The following is a 24,656-nucleotide window of genomic DNA, read 5'->3' as shown; positions in this document are numbered from 1 at the left end:
TGCTGGGGCGGCGACGGCGCGGAGACGTCCCGCCGGCGCAGGCACCTGGCCCTCCCCGAATACTGCGTTCGCAGTACGCCAGAACTACCGCGCCGAGGGGATGCCCGTCGATGGGCCGCCGTCCTACAGTGCCAACGTGCGACTCGACCTGCCCTACCTCGCCGGTGGCGTCCTCCTGGGAGGGCTGCTGCTGGCCAACGCTGCCCTCGCGCCCGACGCCGCGCCGACCGGGGCGCCCGGTGTCCTGCTGATCGTCGTGATGGCCGCCGCGGTGGCTGTGAGCAGGCGCTTTCCGGTCGTCGCGCTCGCGGTCGTGACCGTCTCGATGCTGGCCCTGCATCTGCGGGTGCATGCCGGGGTGGCCGCCGCGTTCCCCGTGCTCGGCCTGGTCTATCTCACGGCCTGGCGCGGCCGGCGCTTGCCTGCGGCGTTGGCCAGTCTGCTGTTCCTCGGCGGCTTCCTCGCACGGGACATCTCGGCCGCTCCCGAGGGCGAGGCCGCGCAGCAACTGGTCGAACGCACGTCGTTGCTGCTGGGCTGGTTCGTGGCGGCCAACGTGGCCGGGGTGATCGGCCGTCAGCGCCGGGCCTATCTCGAACAGGTGGAGCAGCGAGCGGCCGAGGCCGAACGCACCCGGGAGGAGATGGCGTTGCGGCGTGCGGGGGAGGAGCGCTTGCGGATCGCGCGCGACCTGCACGACTCGCTCACGCACAGCATCTCGGTGATCAAAGTGCAGGCCGGGATAGCCGTCCATCTGGCCCGTAAACGCGGGGAGGAGCCGCCGGCCGCGCTGCTGGCGATCCAGGAAGCGGGCGGTGCGGCGATGCGCGAGCTGCGCGAGACGCTCGAGGTGCTGCGCACACCGTCCGACGTGGAGGGCGTCGGGCTGGCCTTGGTGGGAGAGCTGGCTGAGCGCACCAGAGCGTCCGGCTTCCCCGTACGGGTTGACGTCTCGGGCGATCCCGCCGAGCTGCCCTCCGAGGTCGACCAGGCCGGTTACCGCGTCGTGCAGGAGGCGCTGACGAACATCGCCCGGCACGCCGGTCCCGCCGCCGCCGACGTCCACATCGCCTACGGGCTCGGGTCTCTGACGATCTCCGTCACCGACGACGGCCTGGCGTCCCCTGACTGTCCCGTGACGCCCGGCGTGGGCCTGCGCGGCATGCGGGAACGGGTGACCGGCCTCGGCGGCACCCTCCAGGCGGCGCCCCGCGAGGCCGGCGGCTTCGCGGTGGTGGCGACCTTTCCTCTGGACGGCGCGGCTCGTAGCGGCGCTGCCGACGGTGACAGGGCGACGCGCGGCCGCGTGGCGACCGGCGGCGGTCCAGGTGACGGCGCCGTACGCGGCGGCATCGCACGCGCTGGCGTGAGTGTGAGGGCCCACTCAGAGAATGGCGGCGGAACGGGGGAGAGCGTTGTGCGTGGCGGGACAGGGGACGGCGCAGTACGGGGCACAGCGGGCCGAACCGGTGCGGCGGGGGATGCGGCAGGGTGATCCGGGTTCTGCTGGTCGACGACCAGGCGCTCATGCGGGCCGGCTTCCGGGCGCTGCTCGAGGCCGAGGACGGTCTCGAAGTGGTGGGGGAGGCCGCCGACGGGGCGGGCGCGGTGCAGCAGTGCCGGGTGCTGCGACCCGACGTTGTGCTGATGGACGTTCAGATGCCGGGGCTCGACGGGATCGACGCCACCCGGCGCATCGCCGCCGAGCCGGGTCTGGCCGGGGTCCGGGTGCTGATCCTCACCAACTTCGGGCTCGACTCCTACGTGTTCGCCGCGTTGCGGGCCGGGGCCAGCGGGTTCCTGCTCAAGGACGCCGACCCGGGCGACCTGCTGCGGGCCATCGGGGTCGTGGCCCGGGGTGACGCCCTGCTGGCGCCCGCTGTCACCCGCACGCTGATCAGCGAGTTCGTCACCGGTCCGCCGCCGCCCGACCCGGCAGCCGGGCGTGATGTGCTCACCGGCCGCGAACAGGAGATCGTCGAGCTGGTGGCGCGGGGACTGACCAACGACGAGATCGCCGCGCGCATGGTGATCAGTCCGCTGACTGCCAAGACGCACGTCAACCGGGCCATGACCAAGTTGCACTGCCGCGACCGCGCCCAGCTGGTCGTCTGGGCCTACGAGTCGGGGCTGATCGCTCCCCGGCGACGGTGAAGCTCGACGCGCGGGACTATCGTTGTCTGGCGGCGACCGGTCGCGACAGCGTCGTGATGACCCGGTCGATCTCCTCGAGGACGTAGGCGGCCAGGCGACGCTGAGCGGCGATCGCGTCCGGGTCTTTCTCCTCCAGATCACCGAGCACGACGATGTTCTCGTCGTTCAGGGTCGCGGCGGGCGCGGTGTAGTTGAAGCTGCCCACGATCACGAGCTGCTCGTCGATCACCATCAGCTTGTGGTGCACCTTGCGCACACCGTTGCCCGGCGTGTTCTCGAACAACTGGGCGCCCTTGTCCATGAGCGGGATGGTGGCCGCCCACGCTTGGCTGCCCTGGCCACGATCGAGCACTCCACGCACCGGAATGCCCGCCTTGAGCAACCAGAACATCGTGTCGTCGATGCCCGACGACTGAGCGAAGGTGAACATCGCGAAGTCGACCTTGTGTTCCGCCTTCAACATCTGCTTCATGATCTCCATCTCGGGCCCCTGGTGCGGCGCGAAGATGGGCTTGACGCGGATGCCGCCGAGCCGGAACTCGCGCGGCCGGGGCTCGCGGCGCTCCCGCAGCTCGCCGAACGTGCCACTGCGCAAACGCTCGAACTCGCGCACATACAGCCCCGTCGCGGTCTGGCCGCGGAGGACCAGAACGTGATTGAGGTTGTTCCCGTTGGCGTTCTTGCCGGTGTCGGTCAGCGTGAAGTTGGTCGAACCGGTCAGCACCGCCGCAGTGGGCGCGCCCGGGTCCCGCACGATGAACTTCTGGTGGAAAATCTTGGGGTTGAGGTCGGTGACCAGGTCGACGCCGGCCCGCAGCAGCGCCGAGTGAATGACCCGATTGTGCTCGTTGTCGCCGGAGAGGCTCCACGGGTCGGCGAGCGGCGGATCCTCGACCAGGTAGTCGCCTTCGAGAATGATCTGCACGCTGACCTTGCGTGCTTTGGCCGCGAGGATCGCCTCGGCGACCGCGCGTGAATCCAGCTCCTGCACGGCGATCAGCAACGTGTCGGTGGCGCCGGCGATGAACTCGCGGATCACCGCGTCGAGATCGTCGGGCCCACCGAGAGCGGACGGCCCCGCGTAGAACTCCACACTGCCCAGGTCCACACCCATGCGGTCAGTGTGGTCGCCGCGCGTGGGCGATGGTGTCGCCTGCCCGACCCGTTCATCCTTCCCAGTCGAGTTGTTGCTGGGGGACGCCCACGCCGAGGCCGTAGGCGACCGCGGCCTCGTGTGTCGCACGGTCGTCGGACGCGTAGCGGAACACCTTGTGCGCGAACACGACCACGTGGTCGTCGCCGTCCCGGAAGTCGGCGTACCGACCACTCTCGGCGTCGAGCGTCTCTCGGCCGGCGCGGCAGCGACCGCCTCGCCGTCGCCGGCCTTCCCGTCGATGATCGTCCAGAACCGGGGTCGGCCCGGCCCGGCCCGGCCCGGCCCGGCCGAGTTACCCACGTCGATCCGGAACACTTTGACTATCCGCGTCGGCGGCGGCGATTCGGCGCCGGCTCGCAGGCCGTCAGCGATCATGCGACCGGTGACTGTCAGGATGTTCGCGTCCTTCGGCGGGCGCTTCCCGGCCGGTGAGCTGATGCGCCCCTCCGGACTTCTCGCTCAAGCTGATCCCGGTGGTACGACGAAGCCCGCCCGGAGGCGCCAATCGGTCGGCGGTCTTCGCCGATCGCGGCTTCGGCGCCGACGCCGTCCGCCTGCGGACCGGGGCCGTGGACCTGATCGATGAACTGAATGACGTGCAGGGGAACGGGGGAGGTCGAATGACCTTGGTGACGTCCAGCGGAATTTCGGCGGTCGACGAGTCGTATCTGGAAAGGGCCGTGGCTCTGGCCTGGGACGCGCGCAAACGCGGGGATCATCCGTTCGGGGCGCTGCTCGTCGGGCCGGCGGGAAATGTGGCCGAGGCGATGAATTCGACGGTCACCCAGTCCGACCCGACGGGGCATGCGGAGACCAATCTCGTCCGGGTGGCCGGCAGCTGGGAATTGGCCGTGCTGAGCGAAAGCACGCTGTACACGAGCACCGAACCGTGCGCGATGTGCGCGGGTGCGATCTATTGGTCCGGGATCGGCCGTACGGTTTTCGCCTTCTCCTCCGACGAACTCGGCGCGATGGTCGACGAGGAGGACGGGGTGCCCCCGCTGCGGTTGTCGTCGCGGGAGGTCTTCGCCCGCGGCGGACGTCCGATCGTGGTCGACGGGCCGGCCGCGCTCGCCAGCGCCGCCGACGTGCATAGAGGCTTCTGGAAATAGGCCCCCGGACGGCCAAAGAGACCTGACCGGACGGACAGGTGTCCAGGCGCGTGAGGCGGTTTACGGCCACCTACACTCCATGATCCTGTACGAAGGCTGTCAATAGCGCGACCGTGGCGGAGGCCCGATCCATGTCTGCAAGTCCCGTCACTGCGGCGCCCGCTGCGCAGGAGAAGCCTCCCGCGCCGTCGTCGCGCAACCGCTACATCGACTCGCTGCGCGCGTTGGCGATCGTTCGCGTCGTCGTCTACCACGCGTTCGGCTGGGCCTGGCTCACCTACGTGCTGCCCGCGATGGGCGTGATGTTCGCCATTGCCGGTTCGCTCATGGCCGCGTCGCTCGCCAAGGGCGGTGCGCGCAAGGCGGTCTGGTCGCGCATCCGGCGGCTGCTGCCCGCGCTGTGGACGTTCGCCGCGGTCGCGTTGCCGCTGATGTTCTGGCACGGCTGGTCGACCAGCGACCCGGACCACCCGCTGCACAAGCTCAACCTGGTGTTCTGGCTGTTCCCGCTGGAGGACCCGCCGGGCAGCTCGTGGGGTGAGCCGTTCTGGGAGGTCCTGTGGTACCTCCGGGCGTACCTGATCTTCGTCCTGGTCTCGCCGATCCTGTACTTCGCCTACAAGAAGCTCGGCTGGGTCGTGGTGGCGTTGCCGCTCGTCGCCCTGGCCGTGTTGCACGTGACCGGTTTCCGCCTGCCTGACCCGATCGACGGCATCATGTGGGACTTCGTCACCTATGCCGCGTGCTGGATGGCCGGTTTCGCGCATCGTGACGGCCGGCTGCACAGGTTGCCCGTCGCGGTGTGGGCGGCCGTGACCGCGGTGATCGGCGGTGTCGGCCTGTACTGGCTGTTCACGCACCCGACGGCGTGGGGCTTCGACCTCAATGAGGAGCCCATCGCCCGTACGTTGTGGTCTCTTGCCTTTGTCCTGATCGTGCTGCGCTTCCGTCCCACGATGGCCGTTCTCGACAAGGTGAAATGGCTGTCCGAGTCCGTTCGTGTCATCAATGCGCGCGCCATCACGATCTACCTGTGGCACTTCCCGCTCATCACGGTCGGCGCGGCGGTGCTCGAGCACTACCAGGTGCCGTGGGCGACGTTCCAGTACGTCGTGTGGATGCTCGTGCTCGAGACGGTAATGGTGCTCGGCGCGGTGCTCGTCTTCGGCTGGGTCGAGGACGTCTCGGCCAAGCGCAAGGCGTCGCTGTGGCCGCGGATCGCCACTCCCGCGCTGGCGGGTGCGGGCGCTCCGGCCGCGCTGGCGGGTGCGGGCGCTCCGGCCGTCCCGCTCAACACCGAGATCAACCCCAGCCTCCGTACGGTGGCTCCGCAGCAAGCTGTTCCGCAGGCCGGCCCGGCTCGCCCGGCGGGGGGCACGGTGTACGGCTCGTCGGCGGCTCGCGGGGCTGCGCGTGTCGAGGGGTTCAACCCGGAGCAGCCGCCGCGGGCGGGCTGAGAACGCTCAACCGCCGCACACGAACAATCAGCCGGCTGACAGTCGTGTCAGCCGGCTGACGCCGTTCGGAGCTGGGTCGAGATCAGCCCTTGATGCCGTTGACCGGGGGCACGGTGAGCGTCCGCTTCTTCGCCGTGCCGCCGAGCACGATCTTGCGCACCGAGGTGTTGTTCGTGGTGCTCAGTTCGCTCAGCTTGCCGGCCGGGTTCGCCTTGACCTGGATGAAGTACGTGCCGTTGGGCAGCGACGTGACGTCGAACGACTGCCCCGGCCGGTCCTGCGTGTAGGTGTCGCCGTTACCGATGTCGAGCACCTCACGCACGCCCACCGAGTTCTTCTCGCCGCACGACGTCTCGAGGTCGGTGTTGAACGGGCGCCACTTCGCGAGCGGGATCGTGTAGTCGACCTGGTCGGTGTTGGCCAGGCAGAACGCCTCCTTGCCGCTGCGCGCGACCTGCTTCTGGTCGGACTTGAGCAGGTTGTACTGCGCGAAGTCGGTGAAGTGCCAGTGGTTGTGCCCCGCGCGTGGGTCCCACTGCATCGTCCCGGCCGGCACGGCGCCGACCTGGTTGCCCTGGGCGTCGAAGAAGTACTGGTAGGCGTCCATCAGGTCCTGCCCGTTGCGGCGGAACCCGTCGACCAGCAGCGGCGAGTCACCGGCGTTCCAGACCGTCGCGCCGAAGTTGACGTACCACTTGTTCTTGGCTTCCTTGCTGATCGAGATGCCCCAGGCGGGCAGCGAGCGCAGGTCCGGCCGCGGACCGGCCGCGGGCGCGGCCGCACGAGTGGTGGGGCGCTTGGCCGGCACCCGGTACTCGGAGTGGGTCACGGAGACCTGCTGGCCGTGCCGATGCGCGTTGGTGTGCGCTTCCTTCTCGACGGACTCCTTGGCCACGGTCAGGTTGAGCGCGACTGTCGCGTCCTTGGCGCTGAGGTTCAAGAGCTTCTGGTACGGGGGGTTGATGGTGACGCCGACCGAGTACTTGCCGGGCGGCAGGTCGAACGCCTTGCCGTGGGTGGGCACATCGCTGGTCTTGGCGTTCCATCCCGCCTGCACACCCCACACAGTGCCGAGCGTGAACGGGTTCCCGGAGGGACAGCCCATCGGGTACGGCGACTGGGCCGGCGCGTCGGGGCGGGTGCGCACCGAGTCGTACGAGTTGGGGCAGAAGTTCGTCCAGTAGCGCTTGACCACGGCGCCCTTGGCGTTCTTGATCGTCACCGTGGTGAACTGCTTGAGCGTGTACAGGTCGGTGGCGAGGGCCTTGGGCAGCGTCACGTTCCCCTTCTTCGTGACCAGCTGGGCCACGATCGGATCCGCGTACGACTTGCGGGTCGCCCGGATCTCGAGCGGCTCCTCACCCGCGATGACGTTGAGGCCGAGATCGAGGTCGACCGCGAAGCCGTTCCCCGTGTCGTACCGCTCGGCCTTGATGTTCTTGCCGCCCGAGACCAGTTTGACGCCATTGTTGGTGGCGGCGTCGGCCACCTGCATCCCGGTGAATGCCAGCGCCGCCGGCATGACTCCCGCCACGGCGGCGAGCCCCCATCTACGTGCCCGTCCCACAACAAACCCCCCAGTGCGCTCCGAAAGACGTTCGCTTATCGAAGCCGTTCGCCTGTGAGCCCGCTGTGAGCCGACGCGCGAACTTGGTCGAATCAGCCGTCAGTGTCTCCGACACGACAGACGTCGGCGGCTGTAGCGTGCCTCTGCCATGATCTGTCCGTGAGCGGCAGATGACCGGGCAAAGGTGGTCACCTCGGCGGTTCGTGCTCGCTTCGGCGGCCGTGGCGGTGTTGGCCGGCGTGCTGGGCTGGCTCGTGGCCGGTGCGTTCTACTCCGCCCTGTCCGGCCGATGGACCACGTCCTGGACCTTCGCGCTCGGCTACGTGGGCACCTTCACGCTTGTCTACTCACTCTTGTCGTTCCTGGCGACCCGCGAACGGCCGCCTTCGCTCACCTTCGCGCCGGATCGGGTCGAGCTGGTCGCGGCGCGCTGCGACGGCGTCGTGGTGCCGGCTGACGCAATAACGCGCATCCAGGTGCGCGCTTGGTGGCCGTTCGCACTGCTCGACCTGTTCGTCCGAGAGGCCGACGGTGCGCGCATCGTGTCCATCGACCGGACGGGGCGCCGCGCGCCCGCCAAGCGGCGGGGTGGCGAGCTGCGCTTCCGCATGCCGCTTGCGGGGTTGGACGTGGCGGCCGTCCGAGCCGAACTTTCGAAACGAGCGAACGGAGATGGCGTATGGCGTTCGGAGGACGCGACTGCCCGGACTGCCGGCGGCGGGTGAGGGAGCCTTTCCAGAAGACGGTGACAGGCCGTGAGGTCTGCCCGGACTGCGCGAACGCGCTCCTCCTGGGAACCGCGGCGGGTGTCACGACGGGGAACATCGGCTCGGGCTACGGCGTCCTGGCGATGCTCATGCGCAAGATTCGCCGCACCGAGCCGGACTGAGGCGTCGCTCCCGCGCAAGATTCGCCGCACCGAGCCGGACTGAGGCGTCGCTCCCGCGCAGGCTTCGCCGCACTGAGATCGACCGAAGCGTCGTTCTACGGTCCGCGGTGGCGGGCACGGCGATACAGAGCCAGGACCACTCCGGCCAGGAGCAGCGCCACCACAGCGATCAGGCCGACCACCACGGTGATGTAGTCGAACGGTGGTGGGTTCTCGGCCGCGACCGGGTCGGGGGTGGCGCCGGGCGGTGAGCCGGAGGCGGGGGTGGCGGCTGTGGTTGTGGGTGCCTCGGTGGTCGGGTCCGACGCGACGGCGGGGCGGTCGGGGAGGGCGTACCGGAGGATCTCGGGTTCGGCGGCGGCCCCGCCCGACGATTCGGAGACGGTGAGCAGGGAGCGGCCGTCGGCGCTATAGGTGATGGCCTCGCCCTGGGGCTCGTCGGGGAGGGCGATCTGGCGCGGTTGTCCAGTGGTCAGGGCGCGGATGACGTCGCCGCCGGGGACGTCGAACTCGAACGCGTCGGCATAGGTCCGCAGGACCACGTGGCGGCCGTCGGGCGACGTGGCGGCGCCGGTGACGACCGCGCGGCCCAGAAACGAGAACGGGTTGCTCGTCGTGCTCGTGGGCAGAGTCACTTCCCCGGCTTTGCGCAGCGGCGCCGTGGAATTGCGGCTCAGCGGGCCGGTCGGCACGTAGAGGCCGGCCGTTCCGCCCTCCTTGGAGACGACTACGGGCACATCGGCGGGCGTGACCAGAAGGGCCTCGGCGTCGCGGGCGCCATCGGGATACGACATGCGGAACAGGACCGGGCGCTTGGCGCCGGGGGCGAGTTTCCAGACCGCGATCGTGCTGCGGCTGCCGCTGTTGTCCCCGATGTCGGCGACCCAGAGGGTGCCGTCGGCGCCGCGAGCCAGGTCCTCGGTGTCTCGCGGCCGCGACGGATAGGCCACCGTTCTGGTCACCTTGCAGGTCGAGTCGAGGAAGAAGATCCTCCGGCGGTCGGCGAAATCGGAGCCGTCGTTGACCACGACGTAGCCCGACCCGGCGGCCACCATTCCGGAGAGCTCGTCCAAGCGGTCGTCCCGCACGGTGCAGACCGTCGCCGCCTGCATTTCCAGGGCGACGGGAACCGCCGGGACGGCCAGAAGAGCGGTGGAGGCGACAACATTGAGCACGCGCACGATGACTGATTCAACCTCCTGGACCCGAACCGCCCACCCGACTATGTCAGGGATCAACCACCCGGGTCGGGCGCGGGTCACGGCGGGGCTGTTTCGCCGGGGCCGGCGGATTTAACATCCTGGACATGAACCGCCCGACGATCTACGACGTGGCGCGCGAGGCGGGGGTGGCCGCCTCCACCGTTTCGCGCGCCTACGCGCGGCCCGGCCGGGTCAACGCCGACACCGCGCAGCGGATTTTCGAGGCGGCCGAAAAGCTCGGCTATCGCACGGGGGCGCAGGCCCGGCGGCCCGGCCCCGGAATTGTGCGGAATGCGATCGCTCTGGTCGTCGCCGACGTGACCAATCCGTTCTACGGCGACATCATCAAGGGCGCCTACGAGGCGGCCCGGGAGGCCGGTTATCAGCTGATCCTGTCGCACACGAACGAGTCGCCGAAGGTGGAGCGGCAGACCATCGAGCAGGAGTTGGCGCAGGTCGACGGGGTGGTCATCGCCAGTTCGCGGATGACCGATTCGGCGTTGCGGATGGTCGCCAAGCAGAAGGCCGTGGTGCTGCTCAATCGGATCATCCCGGAGGCGAACTGCGTGCTCAACGACGCCGAGCGGGGTATCCGGCGCGCGGTCGAGCATCTGGCGTCGCTCGGGCACGAGCGCATCACGTACGTGGCGGGGCCCGAGACGAGCTGGTCGGACGGTGTGCGGTGGCGGTCGCTGCGGCAGGCCGCGGCCGACTTCGGGCTGGAGGCACGCCGGCTCGGGCCCAACGAGCCGACGGTGCTGGCCGGGATCAGCGCGGCGCTGCGCGTGGCCGAGACGGACTCGACGGCCGTGCAGGCCTACAACGATCAGCTCGCGATCGGCATCGTCAAGGGGCTGAGCCGGCTCGGTGTGGCCGTGCCCGAGCAGGTCAGCGTGGTCGGCTTCGACAACATCATCTTCGACGAGCTGGTGGAGCCGCAGCTCACCACGATCGCGTCCCCGCTGTATCGGATGGGCTTCACCGGCATGCAGAACTGCATCGCGGTGGCTCAGGGCGCGAGGACGAGCGGTCGTCCGCTTGTGCTTCCCGTACGGCTGGTGGTGCGCAAGTCGACGGCCCCGCCGCGCGGCACCACGGCCGTGCCCCGCCCACGAGCAGCCCTGGGCAGCCGCCCGCGTTAGGGCGTCGTCCGGGGATCAGCGCAGCCGGAACAGGACCTCGCCGGCTCGGGGGACGACCAGGGTGTTCGGGTCGGTGGCGAACTCGGCGACGTCGATCGTTGCGGGATCGCGGTAGCCGAGGTTGACCGCGCGGCATACCTCCTCCGGGATGCCGGTGGCCAAAGTGACATCAACGCGCAGTTTCTCGATGCCTGTCCGCGCGTCGTAGGTGCCTGCGCCGCGCAGGTGCGTGGAGTGCGCCAGCACGCCCCAGTGCACATGCTTGAACGCGTCCCACTGCTGCACGAAGTAGTCGCGGCAGTGGTAGCCGATCTCGTGGATCTGCGGATGGCTGGTGGCGATCTCGCGGATGTGCGGCGCGTACAGGATGACTTCGCCGCCGTCGGCCACGATCGGTTCGACCTTGTAGAAGCCCTTGGCGCCGGTCCAGATCTCGTCGTACATCTGCGGGACGATCGACAGCACCCGCCGCCGGGGCCGATCGAGGTACGTGACATGGGTGGCCGCGCTGATCTCGGCTGCGCTGGACCAGGACGAGACGCAGTCGCCGAACGAGATCGAGTGCAGGGCGCTGCTCTTGTCGCTGTCCGTCCCGTCCGGCGGAAGCTCGGCTGTGACCACGCAGAACGCGTACTTCTCGGCGGGGATCAGCGCGGCGCCGTCGTTGATCAGAGCCCGTACGGGGGTCAGCCCGGTCGTTCCGATGATCTCGGCGGAGGTGATCAGCGCGCCCAGCCAGTGCGACACGTCGATGATCTGCTGGCCGGCCACGCCCGGGAAGAAGTACTTGTTGCCGCCGGACATGCCGACGACCTCGTGCGGCAGGACCGGACCGACGACGATCGCGATGTCGTGCTCGACGACTGCGCGATTGAGCAGGACCGGCACGTCCCCGCTCATCCGGCCGTCGGACAGTTCGGCGATGCGCTCACTCGGGATCGTGCCCAGGTGCGCGAAAGTCTCCGGCTTCCACCACTCGTGGTTGATCACTTCGGTGTCCGGATAGACGCCGACGTGTGCGGCAAGGGCCTCGTCCGTCATCGCACCGTGCGTGCCCAGGGCGATCAGAACTGTCAGCCGCGACACCCGTCCGTGCAGCGCGCGGTGCACGGCGCTGACGAGCAACGGCAGCGGGCACGTCCGGGTCGCGTCGGGCACGAGCACGCAGACGCTGCGCCCGTCCACGTCGAGCCCGCCCAGCTGATCGAGCACGAAGGCCGTGACCTCGTCCTCGGAGAGCACCCGATCGGCGCCGCCGAGCCGCGCCGCCTGTCCCGCCACCGTCGAAGTCATGACCTGGTCCTTCCGTAGCTCAGCATCGTTGCACGCCGGGTCCGGCCGCCGCTGTCACTCGGTGACCCTGCCCGCCAGGGCGCGCCGGGCCCAGGCGAACGACATCTCGTGCGACTCGAGCTTCGACTCGACCGACGGCTCGTCGACTTCGATCATGTAGTCGCCGTCGTAGTCGTCCGGGATCGCGGCGAGGACGGCGTCGAAGTCGACCACGCCCAGGCCGGGTTCGGCCCACAGCCGCTTGGACGCCGTGGCCTCGCGGTACGACAGCGTCGAACCTTCGAGGTGGTCGGGGAAGACGTCCTTGATGTGGATGCCGCCCAGCCGGTCGGCGTAGCGGCGGATGAAGGCGGCCGGTTCGATGCCGGCCCAGCGCAGATGCCCGGTGTCGGGTCCGAAGCCGATCACGTCCGGGCCGAGGTCGTCGAGCAGCCGGGTGATCTCGTGCTCGGTCTCGAACACCCCGCCGATGTGCGAATGGTGCAGCGGCCGCAGTCCCTCGGCCGTCAGCGCGCGGCACACCTCGCCGCACATGTCGATCGCCCGGCTCAGGCGTCCCTCGTCGAGCTCGGCGCCGACGGCTGGTTGCGCCAGACGCGCAGGAACGGCCATCGACGAGATCATCGTACGGTCGAGGCCGAGCGCGACCTGATCGGCGGCGAACCGTTTGGCCTTCTCCACCTCGCCGTCCACGGTGACCGTGTCGTCGAACGGCGAGTTGAACAGGCTGAGCGACGGCGACAGTCCGTACCCGCCGATCCATGCGAGATAGTCGTTCGCGGTCATGCCCTCGGGGACGTCCGCTTTGACCGCGGTGAACCCGATCGCGAGGAAGTCGGCGAACGCCTCGTCGAACACCTCCTTGGTCTTGCCCGCGGCTGCCCAGTAGGGGATCGGGTTGGCGGCGATCCTGCTCATCCGAGTGTCACCGGCTTCCCGGTTCGCGCGGACTCGTACGCCCCGGTGATGACCGCGATCGACTGCCGGTTCGTCTCCAGGTCGACGCGAAGGTGCGCGTTTCCGGCCAGGGCGTCGAGGAAGTTGAGGTACTGGAGGCGGTGCGCGTCCGACAGCATGCCCGGGTTGCTGCTCGCCGTGTCCGTCCCGCCGCCCGACATCGTCTGCGTTCTGCCCATCAACTTCTCCTCGATCGGCGCGCCGACCGGCGTGGAGTGGAAGAAGGCCAGCTGGTCGTTGTCGATGACTGCCGACCCGCGATCGCCGTGCACCTGCAACCGTGCGCTCAGCCCCGGGTACGCGGACGTCGAAGCGTGCAGGACGCCCAGCGCGCCCGACTCGAAACGAACAACTCCGGTCGCCACGTCCTCGACCTCGATGCGTTCGTGCGCGAGGGTGCCCGTATAGGCGAACACTTCGACCGGCTTGCCCAGCGCGGCCACGAGCAGGTCGACGGTGTGCACGCCCTGATTCATCAGCGCGCCGCCGCCGTCGAGCTCCCACGTGCCGCGCCAGTCCCCGGAGTCGTAGTAGCTCTGCCCGCGCCACCAGTCGATGGCCGCGATGCCCGAGCTGATCCGCCCGAACTCGCCGGCCCGGATGGCGTCCAGGGTCTGCTCGGTCGACGGGTCGAACCGGTGCTGCGAGATGACGGTCACGAGCGTGCCCGCCTTGTCCCGGGCCGCGATGATCTCGTCGGTGCGGGCCACGGTGGTCTCGGCCGGCTTCTCGATGATGACGTGCTTGCCCGCGCCGAGCGCCTCGATGGCCACCGGGCCGTGCAGTCCGGTCGGTGTGCACACGACAACGACGTCGATCTGCTCGGCGGCCAGCGCGTCGCCGAGTGACCCGTACGGCCGGCCGCCGCGCTCATCGGTGAGCGACCGCGCACGATCGAGCACCACGTCGACCACCGCGACCAGTTCCAGCCGGTCGGCCAGCTCGCTCATGACCCGGCCGTGGTGTTTGCCGATCACGCCCGCACCGACCAGGGCGAATCTTGGGCTCATGAGTACTCGATCTCCTCGATGTCGAGCAGGCCGGTGAAGGCCCGCCAGGCGGTCGTGAACAGCTCGGGCCCGGAGAATCCGCCGGTGGCGTGACCCGCGGCCAGGTGCGGTTCGAGCGAGAAGAACCCGTCGAACCCGTCGTGGCGCAGCGCGCGCATCGTGGCGGCCACCTCGCCGTCGCCCTGCCCGGCCGGTACCACAGTCCCGTCGGCCAGCAGCGCGTCCTTGATCTGCACGTACTCGACGTGCGGACGCAACTTCGCATACCCGTCCGTGTAGGGGCGCACGCCGACCTGCACGAAGTTGGCCGGATCCCAGGCCAGGCGCAGGTACGGCGAGCCGACCGAGCGGATCAGGTCCAGGCAGCGGCCGGGCACGTCACCGTAGATCTCCTTCTCGTTCTCGTGCAGCAGGATCAGGTCGGCGTCCTCGGCCACGCGCACCAATGCGCGCATCCGATCGATCACTTCCGCGCGATGGGTGGCCGGGTCGTCCCCGGCGGGCATGAAGAACGAGAAGATCCGGATGTACGGGGCCTCGAGCAGCTTGGCCACCTCGGCCGCGTGCTTCATCCGTTCCAGGTGCGGCGCGAAGTCCTCGGTGATCAGGATCTTGCCGATCGGTGAGCCGATCGAGGACACCTTCAACCCGTACGTGGAGAGGGTCTTCTTGATCGTGTCGAGCTGGTCGGGGGAGAGGTCGAGAATGTTGACGTCCCAGGCGCTGCGCACCTCGACGTACTTCATGCCGAGCCCCGAGACGACCTCGCACTGCTCGGTGAAGTCAGGGGAGATCTCGTCGGAGAATCCGGAGAGAGTCCACATGGGGGGTGCCTTCCTTGCAGCTCAGATGTGCTGGCGGTAGATCGCGTCGATCAGGTGCTGGCTCTTGAGTGCCTCCTCGAGTCCGATCCAGAACGGCTCGGGATCGTCCAGCGAGCGGTAGAAGTCGGCGATGAGCAGTTCGTGCGAGGCGCCCCAGTACGCGCGGCCGCCGCCCTCGGGGGCAGGCTCGGCGATCGTCTCGGCCCGGCCGTCGGAATGAGCCACCGTCAGATCGCCGCGAACGGTCAGGGTGCCGTGCTCGGCGGTGATCTCGATGGTGACCGGGGAGTCGACCGCGTTGGTGGTCGTGGCGAAGAAGACGCTGCGCGCGCCGCCCACATGGTCGAGCACCATGTGCGCAGTGTCCTCCACGTCCCCGGACACCCCGCCGTACTGCCCGGCGTGCCCGCGCACGGTGATGACGTCGCCGAGCAGCCACTGCACGAGATCGAGCGTGTGGATCGCCTGGTTGATGAGCACGCCCCCACCCGAACGTTCGCGCACACCCCGCCAAGGTCGCGCGGCGTAATACGCAGCATCGCGATGCCACAGGACGGACGCCGAGGCACCCCGCACCCTGCCCAACTCACCCGAGGCGAGCATCTCGTGCACGGCCCGGGAGGTCAGGTTGTAGCGGTTCTGCAGGCACACGCCCACCTTGAGCGTGGGGTGGTCCTTGGCCGCCGCGACGAGCAGATCGGCCTGCTCGATGGTGTTCGCGACCGGCTTCTCGAGCAGGACGTGCACACCACGGTCGAGCGCGGCCAGCGCGACTTGCACGTGCCGGTCATGCGGTGTGCAGATATGGACAACATCCGGCCGCACGTCGTCCAGGAGTGCGCGATAGTCGCCGCGCGAGTCGCACACTCCGGCGAGCGTGGCGCCGAGCTTCTCGATCGCCGCGAGGTGCACGACGGACACGTCGCCCAGGCCGACGACGGCGACCCGGGGACGGCCGGCCGGCCGGGCCGAAGCGCCCGGAGCGCCGGTGACCGTTGTCATTTCACGCCGCCCGCGGTCAGCCCGCCGACCAGGTAGCGCTGGAAGGCCAGGTAGAGGACGACGACCGGCGCCGCACAGATGAGCGAGGCGGCCATGACCTGCGAGTAGACCGGCAGTGCGCCGCCTTCTTGCGACGACCCGACGATCTGCAAGGCGACGGCGGCAGTGTGCGTTTCCGGGCGAGTGAGCACCGAAGCGAACAGGACGTCGTTCCAGCCGAGCAGGAACGCGAAGATCCCGGACACCACGATCGCCGGCAGGCTGAGCGGGAAGATGATCCGCCACAGGATGACCAGCGTGGACGCGCCGTCGGTGCGCGCCGCCTCCTCCAGTTCTCGCGGCAGACCGCGCAGGTAGGTGACCATCACCCAGGTCGAGAACGGAAGGGCGAACGTCAGGTACGCGATGAACAGGCCCCACCGGGTGCCGATGATCGTCACGCCGAGGTAGTTTCCGGCCGACGAGAACAGCACGAACACCGGCAGCAGCATGAGGGTGCCCGGGATGCTCTGCACACCGACCAGACCGCGCAGGATCGTCAGCCGGCCCAGGAACGTGTACCGGACGAGCACGTACGCGGTGCTGGTGCCCAGGACGGCCGACGCGACCGCGGTGAACGCGCACACGATCAGGCTGTTCACGATGCCCGTGGACAGGTCGGCGGTCGTCCAGATGCGGCGGTAGCTGTCCAGGCTCCACGAGCTCGGCCAGAATTCGCCGGACGCCACCCCCACGTCGCTGTTGAGCGAGGCGAGCACGATGTAGAGGACCGGAACGAGCACCAAAGCGACCAGTACCGCGGTCAGAACGAACAACATCCAGCGCGGCAGCAGCCGGGTGGCCTCGGCCGAAGCGGAAGCAGTGCTCACTTGCGGCCTCCTTCCTCATGCACGTCCAGCCGGACCGCGCGCAGGTAGACGAACAGCGGGATCGCGATCAGGACCAGCGACAGCACCGCCATCGCCGCGCTGAGCCCGAACCGCAGGCTCTGGAAGCTGGTGACGTAGACGATCATCGGCATCACGTTGACGTCCTCCGGGGCGGGCGCCCCGAACAGGACGAACGGCAACGTGAAGTTGTTGATGTGGTTGAGCGTCGCGAGCAGACAGGCCAGCAGCACGGGCCCGCGCAGGTAGGGCAGGATCACCCGGCGCAGCTTGGGCCACCACGTCACCCCGTCGACCGCCGACGCCTCGTGCACCTCGTGGTCGACCGACTGCAGGGCCGCCAGCGACATGAGATAGATGAACGGCCACGCCGCCCAGATCTCGACCAGGATCAGGGTCCAGTACGAGGTGGGGCCGCTGAGCCACAGTCCGCCGTCGATGCCCACTTTGGCCAGCCAGGCGTTGACGATGCCGTCCGGCTGCAACATCGTGCGCCACACCGACGCGACGACGAACGACGGAAGGACGTACGGGATCAGGAACACCGCCCGCACCAGCGCACGGCCGCGATACTTGTTCTGCGTGACCAGCGCCGCCGCGATGCCGATGGGAACCGTGGCGATCGTCGAGATGACGGCGAACGAGACACTGATCCAGATCGAGTTGAGCAGGCCCGAGCTGAACGACTCGACGAAGTTGTCCAGCCCGATGAACGGCGCCTCGACCCAGCGGCGCAACGTGTACTGGTCGAGGTCGATCAGCGAGATCCACAGGGCCAGAACCAGCGGCAGAACGATGACCACGGTCATCAGCACCCCGCCGGGGGTGAGCAGCCACAGCGGGCGCTGCTGCTCCGTCACCCCTTTGCGGCGGCGTACGCGCTCGGGTGGCGCTTTCTGTTCGGGCGGCGCGAGGGTGGCCATTTACTTGGCCCTGTCCAGCGAACTCTGCGCGGCTTTCTGCGCGTCGGCGATGCGCGAGTCGAGCTGCCCGGTGTTGATCGGGCCCTTGGTCAGATCGGGCAGGGTCTGCACGGCCACGTTCGTCAGCGCGAGCTGAATGTCGGCCCAGGCACCGGTGAACGGGGTCGCGACCGACTTCTTGGCCGCCTCGGTCACTGGTTCCAGCTTCTCGTCCGACGCGAGAGTCTGCAGCGCCGATGCGTTGGCCGGCAGGTTACCGAACTTCTTGTAGTAATCGAGCTGCGCGTCCGGCTCGGTGACCAGTTTGACGTACTCGAAGGCCAGGTCCTTGTTCTTGGAATAGTCCGCGACGAGCAGGTTGTCGCCGGAGAGGATGCTGGCGGCCTCCACTCCGTTGACGGGCCGGCTGGTGGCGCCGGGCGGCACGGTCGGCAGCAGCGCGAACTTCCACTTGCCCTTGACCGCTCCGGAGTCGAGCGAGTTCGTCGCGGTCGTCGTGGTGAGCAGGAAGTAGCCGGTCTTGCCCTTGGCGAATGCGGCCACGGCCTGCGGGTTCGTCCAGCCCACGGAGGCGGGGTCGACGACCTTGTCGTTGGCCAGCCAGCCGAAGTACGTCTGGTACGCCTTCTGCACGGCCGGGTCCTGCAGCTTCGCGGTCTTCCCGTCGACCAGCGGATTGCCGGCCTGGGTGGACATGCCCCAGACGAACTTCCACGGGTCGAAGTTGTCCTTGTAGGCGATCGCCAGACCGTACTGGTCGCCCTTGGTCAGCTGCTTGGCGTGCGCGGTCAGCTCGTCCCACGTCGTCGCGGGCTTGTCGATGCCGGCCGCCTTGAGCAGCTCGGTGTTGTAGGCCATCACGAACGGCCGGCTGACCCACGGAATGCCGACCTGGTTCTGCTCGTCCGGGCCGGAAATGCCCAGCGTGGCCGGGTTGAACTTGTCCTTGCCGCCGATCTTCTGCCATTCCTCGTCGCCCATCTTGACGAAAGCGCCGGTCGAATAGGCTGTCGGCGTGAAGGTCGTGCCGACCGCGTAGACATCGGGCCCGGAACCCGACACCACGGAGGTCTGGATCTTCGTCAGCTCGTCGTTGGCGCTGGCAAATGTCTCGAACTTCACCTCGGCGCCGGTCGCCGCCTTAAACTTTGCGCTGATGTCCTTCTGCCAGGCCTGGAATTCCTCGGGGTATTGAGTGTTCGCGCCGATCAGCACGTTGAGCGTTTTGCCGGCTCCCCCCTCGCCGCCCTCGTCGCCGCCGCCGCACGCGGCCACACCCAGCGCCAAAGCCGTCACCGCGGCCAGCGCAGTCAACCGTTTCGCATTCATGAAAGTTGTCTCCTCTGAGCCGCTCGCGGTAGGGAGTGATCGGGGTCACTGTGTGTCTCCCGTTAACCGGAGCGCAATCAGTTGCCAGTTGTTGCCGTGGTGCTCAGGCAACAAACGGCAACTGATTGCCTGCGGTCAATGTGGGCGAACAGGCTCGGGCGCATGGCTGCCCTGACGTTGCACCCCGATCGGCTGCTGCCGGCCGACCCGGGGGTCCGCTCGATCGCCCGTGCTCTCTACGAGCAGGTGAGGGCACTACCGATCATCAGTCCGCACGGGCACGTCGATCCACGGCTGATCCTCGACGACGAGCCCTTCGCCGACCCGGCCTCGCTGTTCATCCAGCCCGACCACTACGTGACCCGGCTGCTGCACTCCGGCGGGGTGCCGCTGACCGCGCTCGGGGTGGGGGAGGGGCCGCTCTCGCCGGAGCGGGCGCGCGAGGCCTGGCGGTTGTTCTGCGCGCATTGGCACCTGCTGCGCGGCACGCCGGTGCGCTACTGGTTCGAGTCGTCGCTGAGCGAGGTCTTCGGGGTGACCGAGCGCCCCAGCGCCGAGAACGCCGATTCCCTGTACGACGCGATCGCCGCCCAGCTCGGTCAGGCCAGCCACCGGCCGCGGGCGCTGCTGTCCCGGTTCACCATCGACTTCCTGGCGACGACCGACGACCCGGCCGACGATCTGGCCGCGCACCGCGCCCTGCGCGACGACCCCGCGGTCGGGACACGGATCGCGCCGACGTTCCGGCCCGACCGCTACCTCGAGCTGGGCCGCCCCGGCTGGCCCGAGCTCATCAAGGAGCTGCCGGGCGACGTCGGCAGCTATGCCGGATACATCGCGGCCCTGGAGGAACGGCGGCGCTACTTCATCTCGCTCGGCGCGGTGTCGGCCGACCACGGTCACTTCGACGCGGGAACCGAGCCCCTCGACGTGAGTGAAGCCGAGCGCATCTATCGATCCGCGCTGCAGGGAACGATCACCCCGGCCGAGGCGACCGCCTTCCGCCGGCACATGACGTTCGAGATGGCCCGCATGTCGTGCGACGACGGCCTCGTCATGACCCTGCACCCCGGCGTGTGGCGCAACCACCACCCGGCCACGCTGGCCGGCTTCGGCCCCGACACCGGGCACGACATTCCCGTGCAGGTGGAGCTGACCGCCGCGCTGCAGCCGCTGCTCGACCGGTTCGGCACCCACCCGAACCTGCACCTCGTGTTGTTCACGGTCGACCCGGACGTCTACAGCCGCGAGATCGCACCCCTGGCCGGCTTCTACCCGGCCGTCTACGCGGGCGCGCCCTGGTGGTTCCTCGACAACCCGAGCGAGATCCGCCACTACCAGCGGGCCGTCACCGAGGTCGCCGGGTTCAGCCGGATGTCCGGGTTCATCGACGACACCCGCGCGTTCTGCTCGATCCCCGCCCGGCACGACATGTCGCGCCGGCTCGACGCGGGTTTCCTGGCCGAACTCGTCGCCGCTCATCGCCTGGACGAGGACGAGGCGCTCGAGACGCTCACCGCGCTCGTCGTCGACCAGCCCCGGAAGGTGTTCAAGCTGTGAGGTCGATCCGCATCGTCCACCTGGGGCTCGGCGGGTTCTTCCGCGCCCACCAGGCCTGGTACACCGGCGCCGGCTCCGACCCCGGCGAGTGGGGGATCGCGGCGTTCACCGGCCGTTCGGCCACGCTCGCGGACGCGTTGAGTGCGCAGGACTGTCGCTACACGCTCGTGGTGCGCGGGCCGTCGTCGGACGACCTGCAGGTGCAGAAAACGCTCGTCTCCGCGCATCCGGGCAGTGACTCCGCCACGTGGCGGACGCTCATCTCCGCGCAGTCGACGGCACTCGTCACGATCACGATGACCGAGGCTGCCTATGCGCCGTCCGGGGTGGTGGCCGACCGGCTGGTGTCCGGCCTGGCCGCGCGCAGGCTGGCCGGCTCGGGTCCGCTGGCCGTCGTCTCCTGCGACAACCTGCCCGGCAACGGCGAGGTCACCGCGCGCGTGGTGCACGAGCTGGCGGCCCGCCTCGACCCCGCGCTCGACGAGTGGATCACCGCCAATGTCTCCTTCGTGACCACGATGGTCGACCGCATCACCCCCAAGACCACCCCTTCCGACGTACGCGACGTGGAGTCGGCCGGCGGGTGGGCCGACGCCGCGCCGGTCGTGACCGAGCCGTTCACCGAATGGGTGCTCAGCGGCGACTTCCCAGCCGGGCGGCCGGCGTGGGAGCGGGCCGGCGCCCGGTTCGTCGACGACGTCGTGCCCCACGAGACGCGCAAACTGTTGCTGCTCAACGGCGGTCATTCCCTGCTCGCGTACGCCGGCAGCGCGCTCGGCCACGAGACGGTGGCCGACGCCGTGGCCGACCCGGTCTGCCGCGGCTGGCTCGACGACTGGTGGGACGAGGCCTGCCGGCACGTGCCGCTGCCCACCGGCGAGCTGAGTGCTTATCGGTCGGCGCTTCTCGAGCGTTTCGCCAACCCGCGCATCCGGCACACGCTCGCGCAGATCGCTGCCGACGGTTCGCAGAAGATTCCGATCCGTGTGCTCCCGGTGTTGCGCGGCGAGCGCGCAGCCGGCCGGTTGCCGACCGGCGCCGTGCGCATCCTGGCCGCCTGGATCGACCACCTGCGCGGCCTCGGCGCACCGGTCTCGGACGCAGGCGCGCAGCCGTTCACCGACCGCGCACGCTCCGCGCGCGACGTCTTGTCGCTGCTGGCCCCCGACCTGGCCGCCGACGACGACCTGCTCAAGTCCGTCGAGTCCACCCTGCGCGGTTAGGCCACGCGGCGCGCACTCGTGGTCAGAGGGCGGCCAGCCACTCGTCGATAGGGGTGGTCACCTCGGCGGGCATGCGTCGGGCCCACGTGAAGTGGTTGACGCGGACGCCGTCGGCCGAGCGGATCCGCATGCGTTCGGCCTGAGCCGCGCGTTTGGCGAGCAGGGCCACCGCGCGCGGGTTGATCAGGTCGTCGCCCTCGATGTCGAGCATGAGACGCGGGGTCTTGAGTTCCGACAGGGCCGTCTCGTAGTCGAACGGGTCGCCGTGCAGGCGGAAGCGGCCATGGCTGGCCTCGTAAGCCCAGTCGCGCATGACCGTGCTGGGCTGGCGACCGCCGAAGCCGAGGCGGTGGCCGGGCCAGTAGCCGAGAGTGCGCGTCACCGTCCGGACCACGCGGATGCCCGCGTACCGCTGCACGCGGCGGCGGGCCCCGAACTCGGCGCTGCACCAGCTCGTGCCGGTCGCGATGGTGACCACGGCGTCCGGCGCCACCGTGCCCGCGGCCGTGGAGAGCAGGGCGAGGGCGCCGCCCATGCTGTGCCCGATCAGGATCGTCCGCTCGGCCCCGCGCACCTCGGGCAGCGCGAAGACGGCCGGCACATCGGCGCGGATGATGTCGCTGTAGCCGAACCGCCCGCGGCGGATCCCGGCGATCGGGCTCAGCGGCTGGCCGCGATGCTCGACCCCGACGACGGTGCGCCCGGCGCCGGCCCACACCTCGAACAGCCTGGAGTAGTACGACAGCGGCACCCCGAGGGCGGGCAGGAACACCACCGTCGTGCCCCGCTCGTCACCCGCGGCGGGCCGGTGGACCTCGTAGCCGATGGTGTGGCCGTCCGCGGCTCGCACGGTGCTGTTCATGGACGGAGCCTACTGCGCCGGGCGCAGGTTCTCCGGCAGGGCCGCCCCCACGAACAGGCCGGCGTCCCCGGCGGCGGCCAGCGCCTCCTGCAGCACGAGCCGTTCCGGCCGCTCCTGCCGGCGGGCCAGCGCGGCCACGTCGTCGAACTCGGGCATGACCTGGAGCACCACGCCGTCCCGATGCGCGACCTTGACCGGGATGCGGGTGTCGTCCACCGTCACGTCGACGAATGCGCGTTCGAGGGCCACCTTGCCGCGCGGGCTGTGCCGCACCCCGAGCGTGCTGGTGTCGCGGAAGATCTGATCACGCAACGTGCCGGCCATCGCGGGCGTGCACAAAACGCTCAACGTGTGCGCGGGACGGCCCTTCTTCATCACGATCGGCACCAGCCACGCATCGCTCGCACCGTTCGTGAGCAGGCTGGTCAGGATGCCCGGCCACAACCGGGGATCGAGGTCGTCGACGTTCGCCTCGAGCAGCACCGCACGCTCGCCGGACTCGCTCGGGGCGGGCGCCTCCGCTCGCTTGCCGGCGGGCTCGGACGCCTGCGCCCCGGTGCTGCCGATCATCACGCGCACGACGTTGGCGCGACCGGCCGGGTCGCGGGTGCCCGCGCCGACACCGACCACCTCCAAGGTCATCGGCGGCAACGGCTCACAGGCGCGGGCCAGGCTGCGCAGCAGGGCCAGCCCGGTCGGCGTGGCCAGCTCACCCTCGCCGCCCGCGGACACCTGCCAGCCCCTGGCCAGCTCGGCCACGGCGGGCGCGGGCACCGGCAACCGGCCGTGCCGGGTGCGGACCGAGCCCGACCCGAGCGCCACGGGGCCGGCCGACACGGTGGCGACTCCCAAGTCGGCCAGGGCCGCGCAGCAACCGACGACATCGGCGATCGCATCGAGCGCCCCGACCTCGTGGAAGTGCACATCGTCGGGCTTCGTGCCGTGCACCCGGCCCTCGACCTCGGCCAGGCAGCGGAACACCGCGGTGGCGGTCACGGTGTCCGTTCCCGCGCGTTCGAGCATCTCGCGCACATCGACCCAGGTGCGGTGGGGCGGGTCGTCGACGAGCGGTTCCACCTCGGCCTTGAGGGCGCGCAACCCGCCTCGGGTCACCTCTCGCCGGCGGACCCGCACGGTTCCGCCCGAGACGGCGTCAACCGCGTTCTGCACGACAGTGAGCGAGGCGCCGGCATCGAGCAACGCCCCGAGCAGCATGTCCCCGGCGATCCCGGCCGACGCGTCGACCCACGCGTGCCGTTTCACGCGCGCGGCTGTTCGCCGCTCGGCGCCCGGGAGGCGCTGCCGCGTTGGTCGGTCGTGGTCGTCCGGGAGCCTGCGCTGTGCTGTTCCCCGGTGGCCGTCTCGGTATCAGCGCCGGGCCGTTCGGGGGCCGCCGCTGCGGAGACCGCACTGGTGGGCGCGGTGATCTGGGCGGCCAGGTGGCCGGCGCCGTAACCGTTGTCGATGTTCACCACGGCCACCCCGGGGGCGCAGGCGTTCAGCATCGTCAGGAGGGCGGCCAGGCCCTCGAAGGCGGCGCCGTACCCGACCGACGTCGGCACGGCGATCACCGGCGCCGCGATGAGGCCCGCCACGACGCCGGGCAGGGCGCCGTCCATGCCGGCGACGACCACGACCGCGCGGGCGCGGCGCAGCGTGTCGACGTGGCCGAGAATCCGGTGCAGCCCGGCCACGCCGACGTCGACGATCAGGTCGGTCGTGCGGCCCAGATACTGCGCTGTCAGCGCCGCCTCGCGGGCGACGGGCAGGTCGGACGTGCCCGCGGCCACCACGACGACCCGTTCGCCCGTCGGCCGGGGCGGGCGCGGCGGCCAGGCGAGCAGACCGGCCGCCGGGTCGTGGAAGGCGCCCGGAAGCGTCGCGAGGATGGCGCGAGCATGTTCGTCTCCCGCGCGAGTGAACAACGTGACGCCGTCCGCGCTGTCCCGCAGGGCGGCGGCGATGCCCGCGACCTGCTCGGCTGTCTTGTGCGCGCAGTAGACGGCCTCGGGGTAGCCCCGCCGCCGGGTCCGGTCGCGATCCAGATGGGCGTAGGTGGCCAAGTCGTCGGTCATCGGCCGGTCCTGCCTGCCTTCGTGCTGTCCCG

Annotated in this window: 23 protein-coding genes; 8 read left to right on the top strand and 15 right to left on the bottom strand. The window is 69.8% G+C overall.

Annotated elements, in window-relative coordinates; all coding sequences use genetic code 11:
* Positions 1–136 precede the first annotated feature (136 nt).
* Positions 137–1,495, top strand: coding sequence for a sensor histidine kinase (locus tag BKA14_RS44995; protein WP_239092347.1), 1,359 nt, complete (start codon positions 137–139; stop codon positions 1,493–1,495).
* The gene (locus BKA14_RS11415) at positions 1,492–2,154 is read left to right on the top strand and encodes a response regulator (protein WP_184950903.1); all 663 of its coding nucleotides are present in this window, start codon (positions 1,492–1,494) and stop codon (positions 2,152–2,154) included. Before BKA14_RS44995 ends, BKA14_RS11415 begins: the two co-directional genes overlap by 4 nt.
* A 16-nt stretch (positions 2,155–2,170) precedes the next feature.
* Here the strand turns inward: BKA14_RS11415 and BKA14_RS11410 are convergent, their stop codons facing one another.
* Positions 2,171–3,268: a phospholipase D-like domain-containing protein gene (locus BKA14_RS11410; RefSeq protein WP_184950902.1), complete on the bottom strand. Its 1,098-nt coding sequence runs from the start codon at positions 3,266–3,268 to the stop codon at positions 2,171–2,173.
* Between the two features lie 52 nt (positions 3,269–3,320).
* A complete protein-coding gene (locus tag BKA14_RS43805) occupies positions 3,321–3,443 on the bottom strand; it encodes a hypothetical protein (protein ID WP_260416499.1) in 123 nt (40 codons plus the stop codon).
* Between the two features lie 487 nt (positions 3,444–3,930).
* Here BKA14_RS43805 and BKA14_RS11405 point away from each other — a divergent pair, with 487 nt between their 5' ends.
* Positions 3,931–4,422, top strand: coding sequence for a nucleoside deaminase (locus tag BKA14_RS11405; protein WP_184950901.1), 492 nt, complete (start codon positions 3,931–3,933; stop codon positions 4,420–4,422).
* 131 nt (positions 4,423–4,553) lie between these two features.
* Positions 4,554–5,879, top strand: coding sequence for an acyltransferase family protein (locus BKA14_RS11400; protein ID WP_184950900.1), 1,326 nt, complete (start codon positions 4,554–4,556; stop codon positions 5,877–5,879).
* Between the two features lie 82 nt (positions 5,880–5,961).
* On the opposite strand, the gene BKA14_RS11395 is transcribed toward BKA14_RS11400, so the two are convergent.
* Positions 5,962–7,413 carry a lysyl oxidase family protein gene (locus BKA14_RS11395; RefSeq protein WP_311776106.1) on the bottom strand — a complete coding sequence of 484 codons (1,452 nt, stop codon included), beginning with the start codon at positions 7,411–7,413 and terminating at the stop codon, positions 5,962–5,964.
* 254 nt (positions 7,414–7,667) lie between these two features.
* Between BKA14_RS11395 and BKA14_RS11390 the strand changes: the two genes are divergently transcribed.
* Entirely contained in the window at positions 7,668–8,171 is a 504-nt protein-coding gene (locus BKA14_RS11390; protein ID WP_184950899.1) for a hypothetical protein, read from the top strand.
* 259 nt (positions 8,172–8,430) lie between these two features.
* Here BKA14_RS11390 and BKA14_RS11385 read toward each other — a convergent pair whose 3' ends face one another.
* Positions 8,431–9,516, bottom strand: a complete 1,086-nt coding sequence (locus tag BKA14_RS11385) for a hypothetical protein (protein ID WP_239092348.1) — start codon at positions 9,514–9,516, stop codon at positions 8,431–8,433.
* Between the two features lie 125 nt (positions 9,517–9,641).
* Here BKA14_RS11385 and BKA14_RS11380 point away from each other — a divergent pair, with 125 nt between their 5' ends.
* Positions 9,642–10,679 (top strand): LacI family DNA-binding transcriptional regulator, encoded by a 1,038-nt coding sequence (locus tag BKA14_RS11380; RefSeq protein ID WP_184950898.1) that lies wholly within the window; start codon positions 9,642–9,644, stop codon positions 10,677–10,679.
* Between the two features lie 15 nt (positions 10,680–10,694).
* Here the strand turns inward: BKA14_RS11380 and BKA14_RS11375 are convergent, their stop codons facing one another.
* Genes BKA14_RS11375 through BKA14_RS11340 form a run of 8 tightly spaced genes read right to left on the bottom strand, consistent with a single transcriptional unit; the run spans position 10,695 to position 18,904 of the window.
* A complete protein-coding gene (locus tag BKA14_RS11375) occupies positions 10,695–11,972 on the bottom strand; it encodes a lactate racemase domain-containing protein (RefSeq protein ID WP_184950897.1) in 1,278 nt (425 codons plus the stop codon).
* A 54-nt stretch (positions 11,973–12,026) separates the two neighbouring features.
* Positions 12,027–12,890 (bottom strand): sugar phosphate isomerase/epimerase family protein, encoded by an 864-nt coding sequence (locus BKA14_RS11370; protein WP_184950896.1) that lies wholly within the window; start codon positions 12,888–12,890, stop codon positions 12,027–12,029.
* Positions 12,887–13,939, bottom strand: coding sequence for a Gfo/Idh/MocA family protein (locus BKA14_RS11365; RefSeq protein ID WP_184950895.1), 1,053 nt, complete (start codon positions 13,937–13,939; stop codon positions 12,887–12,889). Before BKA14_RS11365 ends, BKA14_RS11370 begins: the two co-directional genes overlap by 4 nt.
* Positions 13,936–14,763, bottom strand: a complete 828-nt coding sequence (locus tag BKA14_RS11360) for a sugar phosphate isomerase/epimerase family protein (protein ID WP_184950894.1) — start codon at positions 14,761–14,763, stop codon at positions 13,936–13,938. Before BKA14_RS11360 ends, BKA14_RS11365 begins: the two co-directional genes overlap by 4 nt.
* Positions 14,764–14,784: 21 nt before the next feature.
* Positions 14,785–15,765 carry a Gfo/Idh/MocA family protein gene (locus tag BKA14_RS11355; RefSeq protein WP_184950893.1) on the bottom strand — a complete coding sequence of 327 codons (981 nt, stop codon included), beginning with the start codon at positions 15,763–15,765 and terminating at the stop codon, positions 14,785–14,787.
* A complete protein-coding gene (locus BKA14_RS11350) occupies positions 15,762–16,634 on the bottom strand; it encodes a carbohydrate ABC transporter permease (RefSeq protein WP_239092349.1) in 873 nt (290 codons plus the stop codon). Before BKA14_RS11350 ends, BKA14_RS11355 begins: the two co-directional genes overlap by 4 nt.
* Positions 16,631–17,575 carry a carbohydrate ABC transporter permease gene (locus BKA14_RS11345; protein ID WP_184950892.1) on the bottom strand — a complete coding sequence of 315 codons (945 nt, stop codon included), beginning with the start codon at positions 17,573–17,575 and terminating at the stop codon, positions 16,631–16,633. The genes BKA14_RS11350 and BKA14_RS11345 overlap by 4 nt, the downstream gene beginning before the upstream one ends.
* On the bottom strand, positions 17,576–18,904 hold the full coding sequence (locus BKA14_RS11340; RefSeq protein WP_184950891.1) for an extracellular solute-binding protein: 1,329 nt from the start codon (positions 18,902–18,904) through the stop codon (positions 17,576–17,578).
* A 162-nt stretch (positions 18,905–19,066) separates the two neighbouring features.
* Between BKA14_RS11340 and uxaC the strand changes: the two genes are divergently transcribed.
* Positions 19,067–20,464 carry a glucuronate isomerase gene (gene uxaC, locus BKA14_RS11335; protein WP_184950890.1) on the top strand — a complete coding sequence of 466 codons (1,398 nt, stop codon included), beginning with the start codon at positions 19,067–19,069 and terminating at the stop codon, positions 20,462–20,464.
* A complete protein-coding gene (locus BKA14_RS11330) occupies positions 20,461–21,687 on the top strand; it encodes a mannitol dehydrogenase family protein (protein WP_239092350.1) in 1,227 nt (408 codons plus the stop codon). Before uxaC ends, BKA14_RS11330 begins: the two co-directional genes overlap by 4 nt.
* Before the next feature lie 22 nt (positions 21,688–21,709).
* Here BKA14_RS11330 and BKA14_RS11325 read toward each other — a convergent pair whose 3' ends face one another.
* From BKA14_RS11325 to larB, 3 genes are read right to left on the bottom strand one after another with little or no spacing between them, the layout of a single operon-like run.
* A complete protein-coding gene (locus BKA14_RS11325) occupies positions 21,710–22,549 on the bottom strand; it encodes an alpha/beta fold hydrolase (RefSeq protein WP_184950889.1) in 840 nt (279 codons plus the stop codon).
* Positions 22,550–22,558: 9 nt separating this feature from the next.
* Positions 22,559–23,812 (bottom strand): nickel pincer cofactor biosynthesis protein LarC, encoded by a 1,254-nt coding sequence (gene larC / locus BKA14_RS11320; protein WP_239092351.1) that lies wholly within the window; start codon positions 23,810–23,812, stop codon positions 22,559–22,561.
* Positions 23,809–24,624, bottom strand: coding sequence for a nickel pincer cofactor biosynthesis protein LarB (larB, locus tag BKA14_RS11315; RefSeq protein WP_184950888.1), 816 nt, complete (start codon positions 24,622–24,624; stop codon positions 23,809–23,811). Before larB ends, larC begins: the two co-directional genes overlap by 4 nt.
* Positions 24,625–24,656 lie beyond the last annotated feature (32 nt).

The organism is Paractinoplanes abujensis (assembly GCF_014204895.1).
GTDB lineage: Bacteria > Actinomycetota > Actinomycetes > Mycobacteriales > Micromonosporaceae > Actinoplanes > Actinoplanes abujensis.
This window is presented reverse-complemented; position numbering and strand designations above follow the sequence as displayed.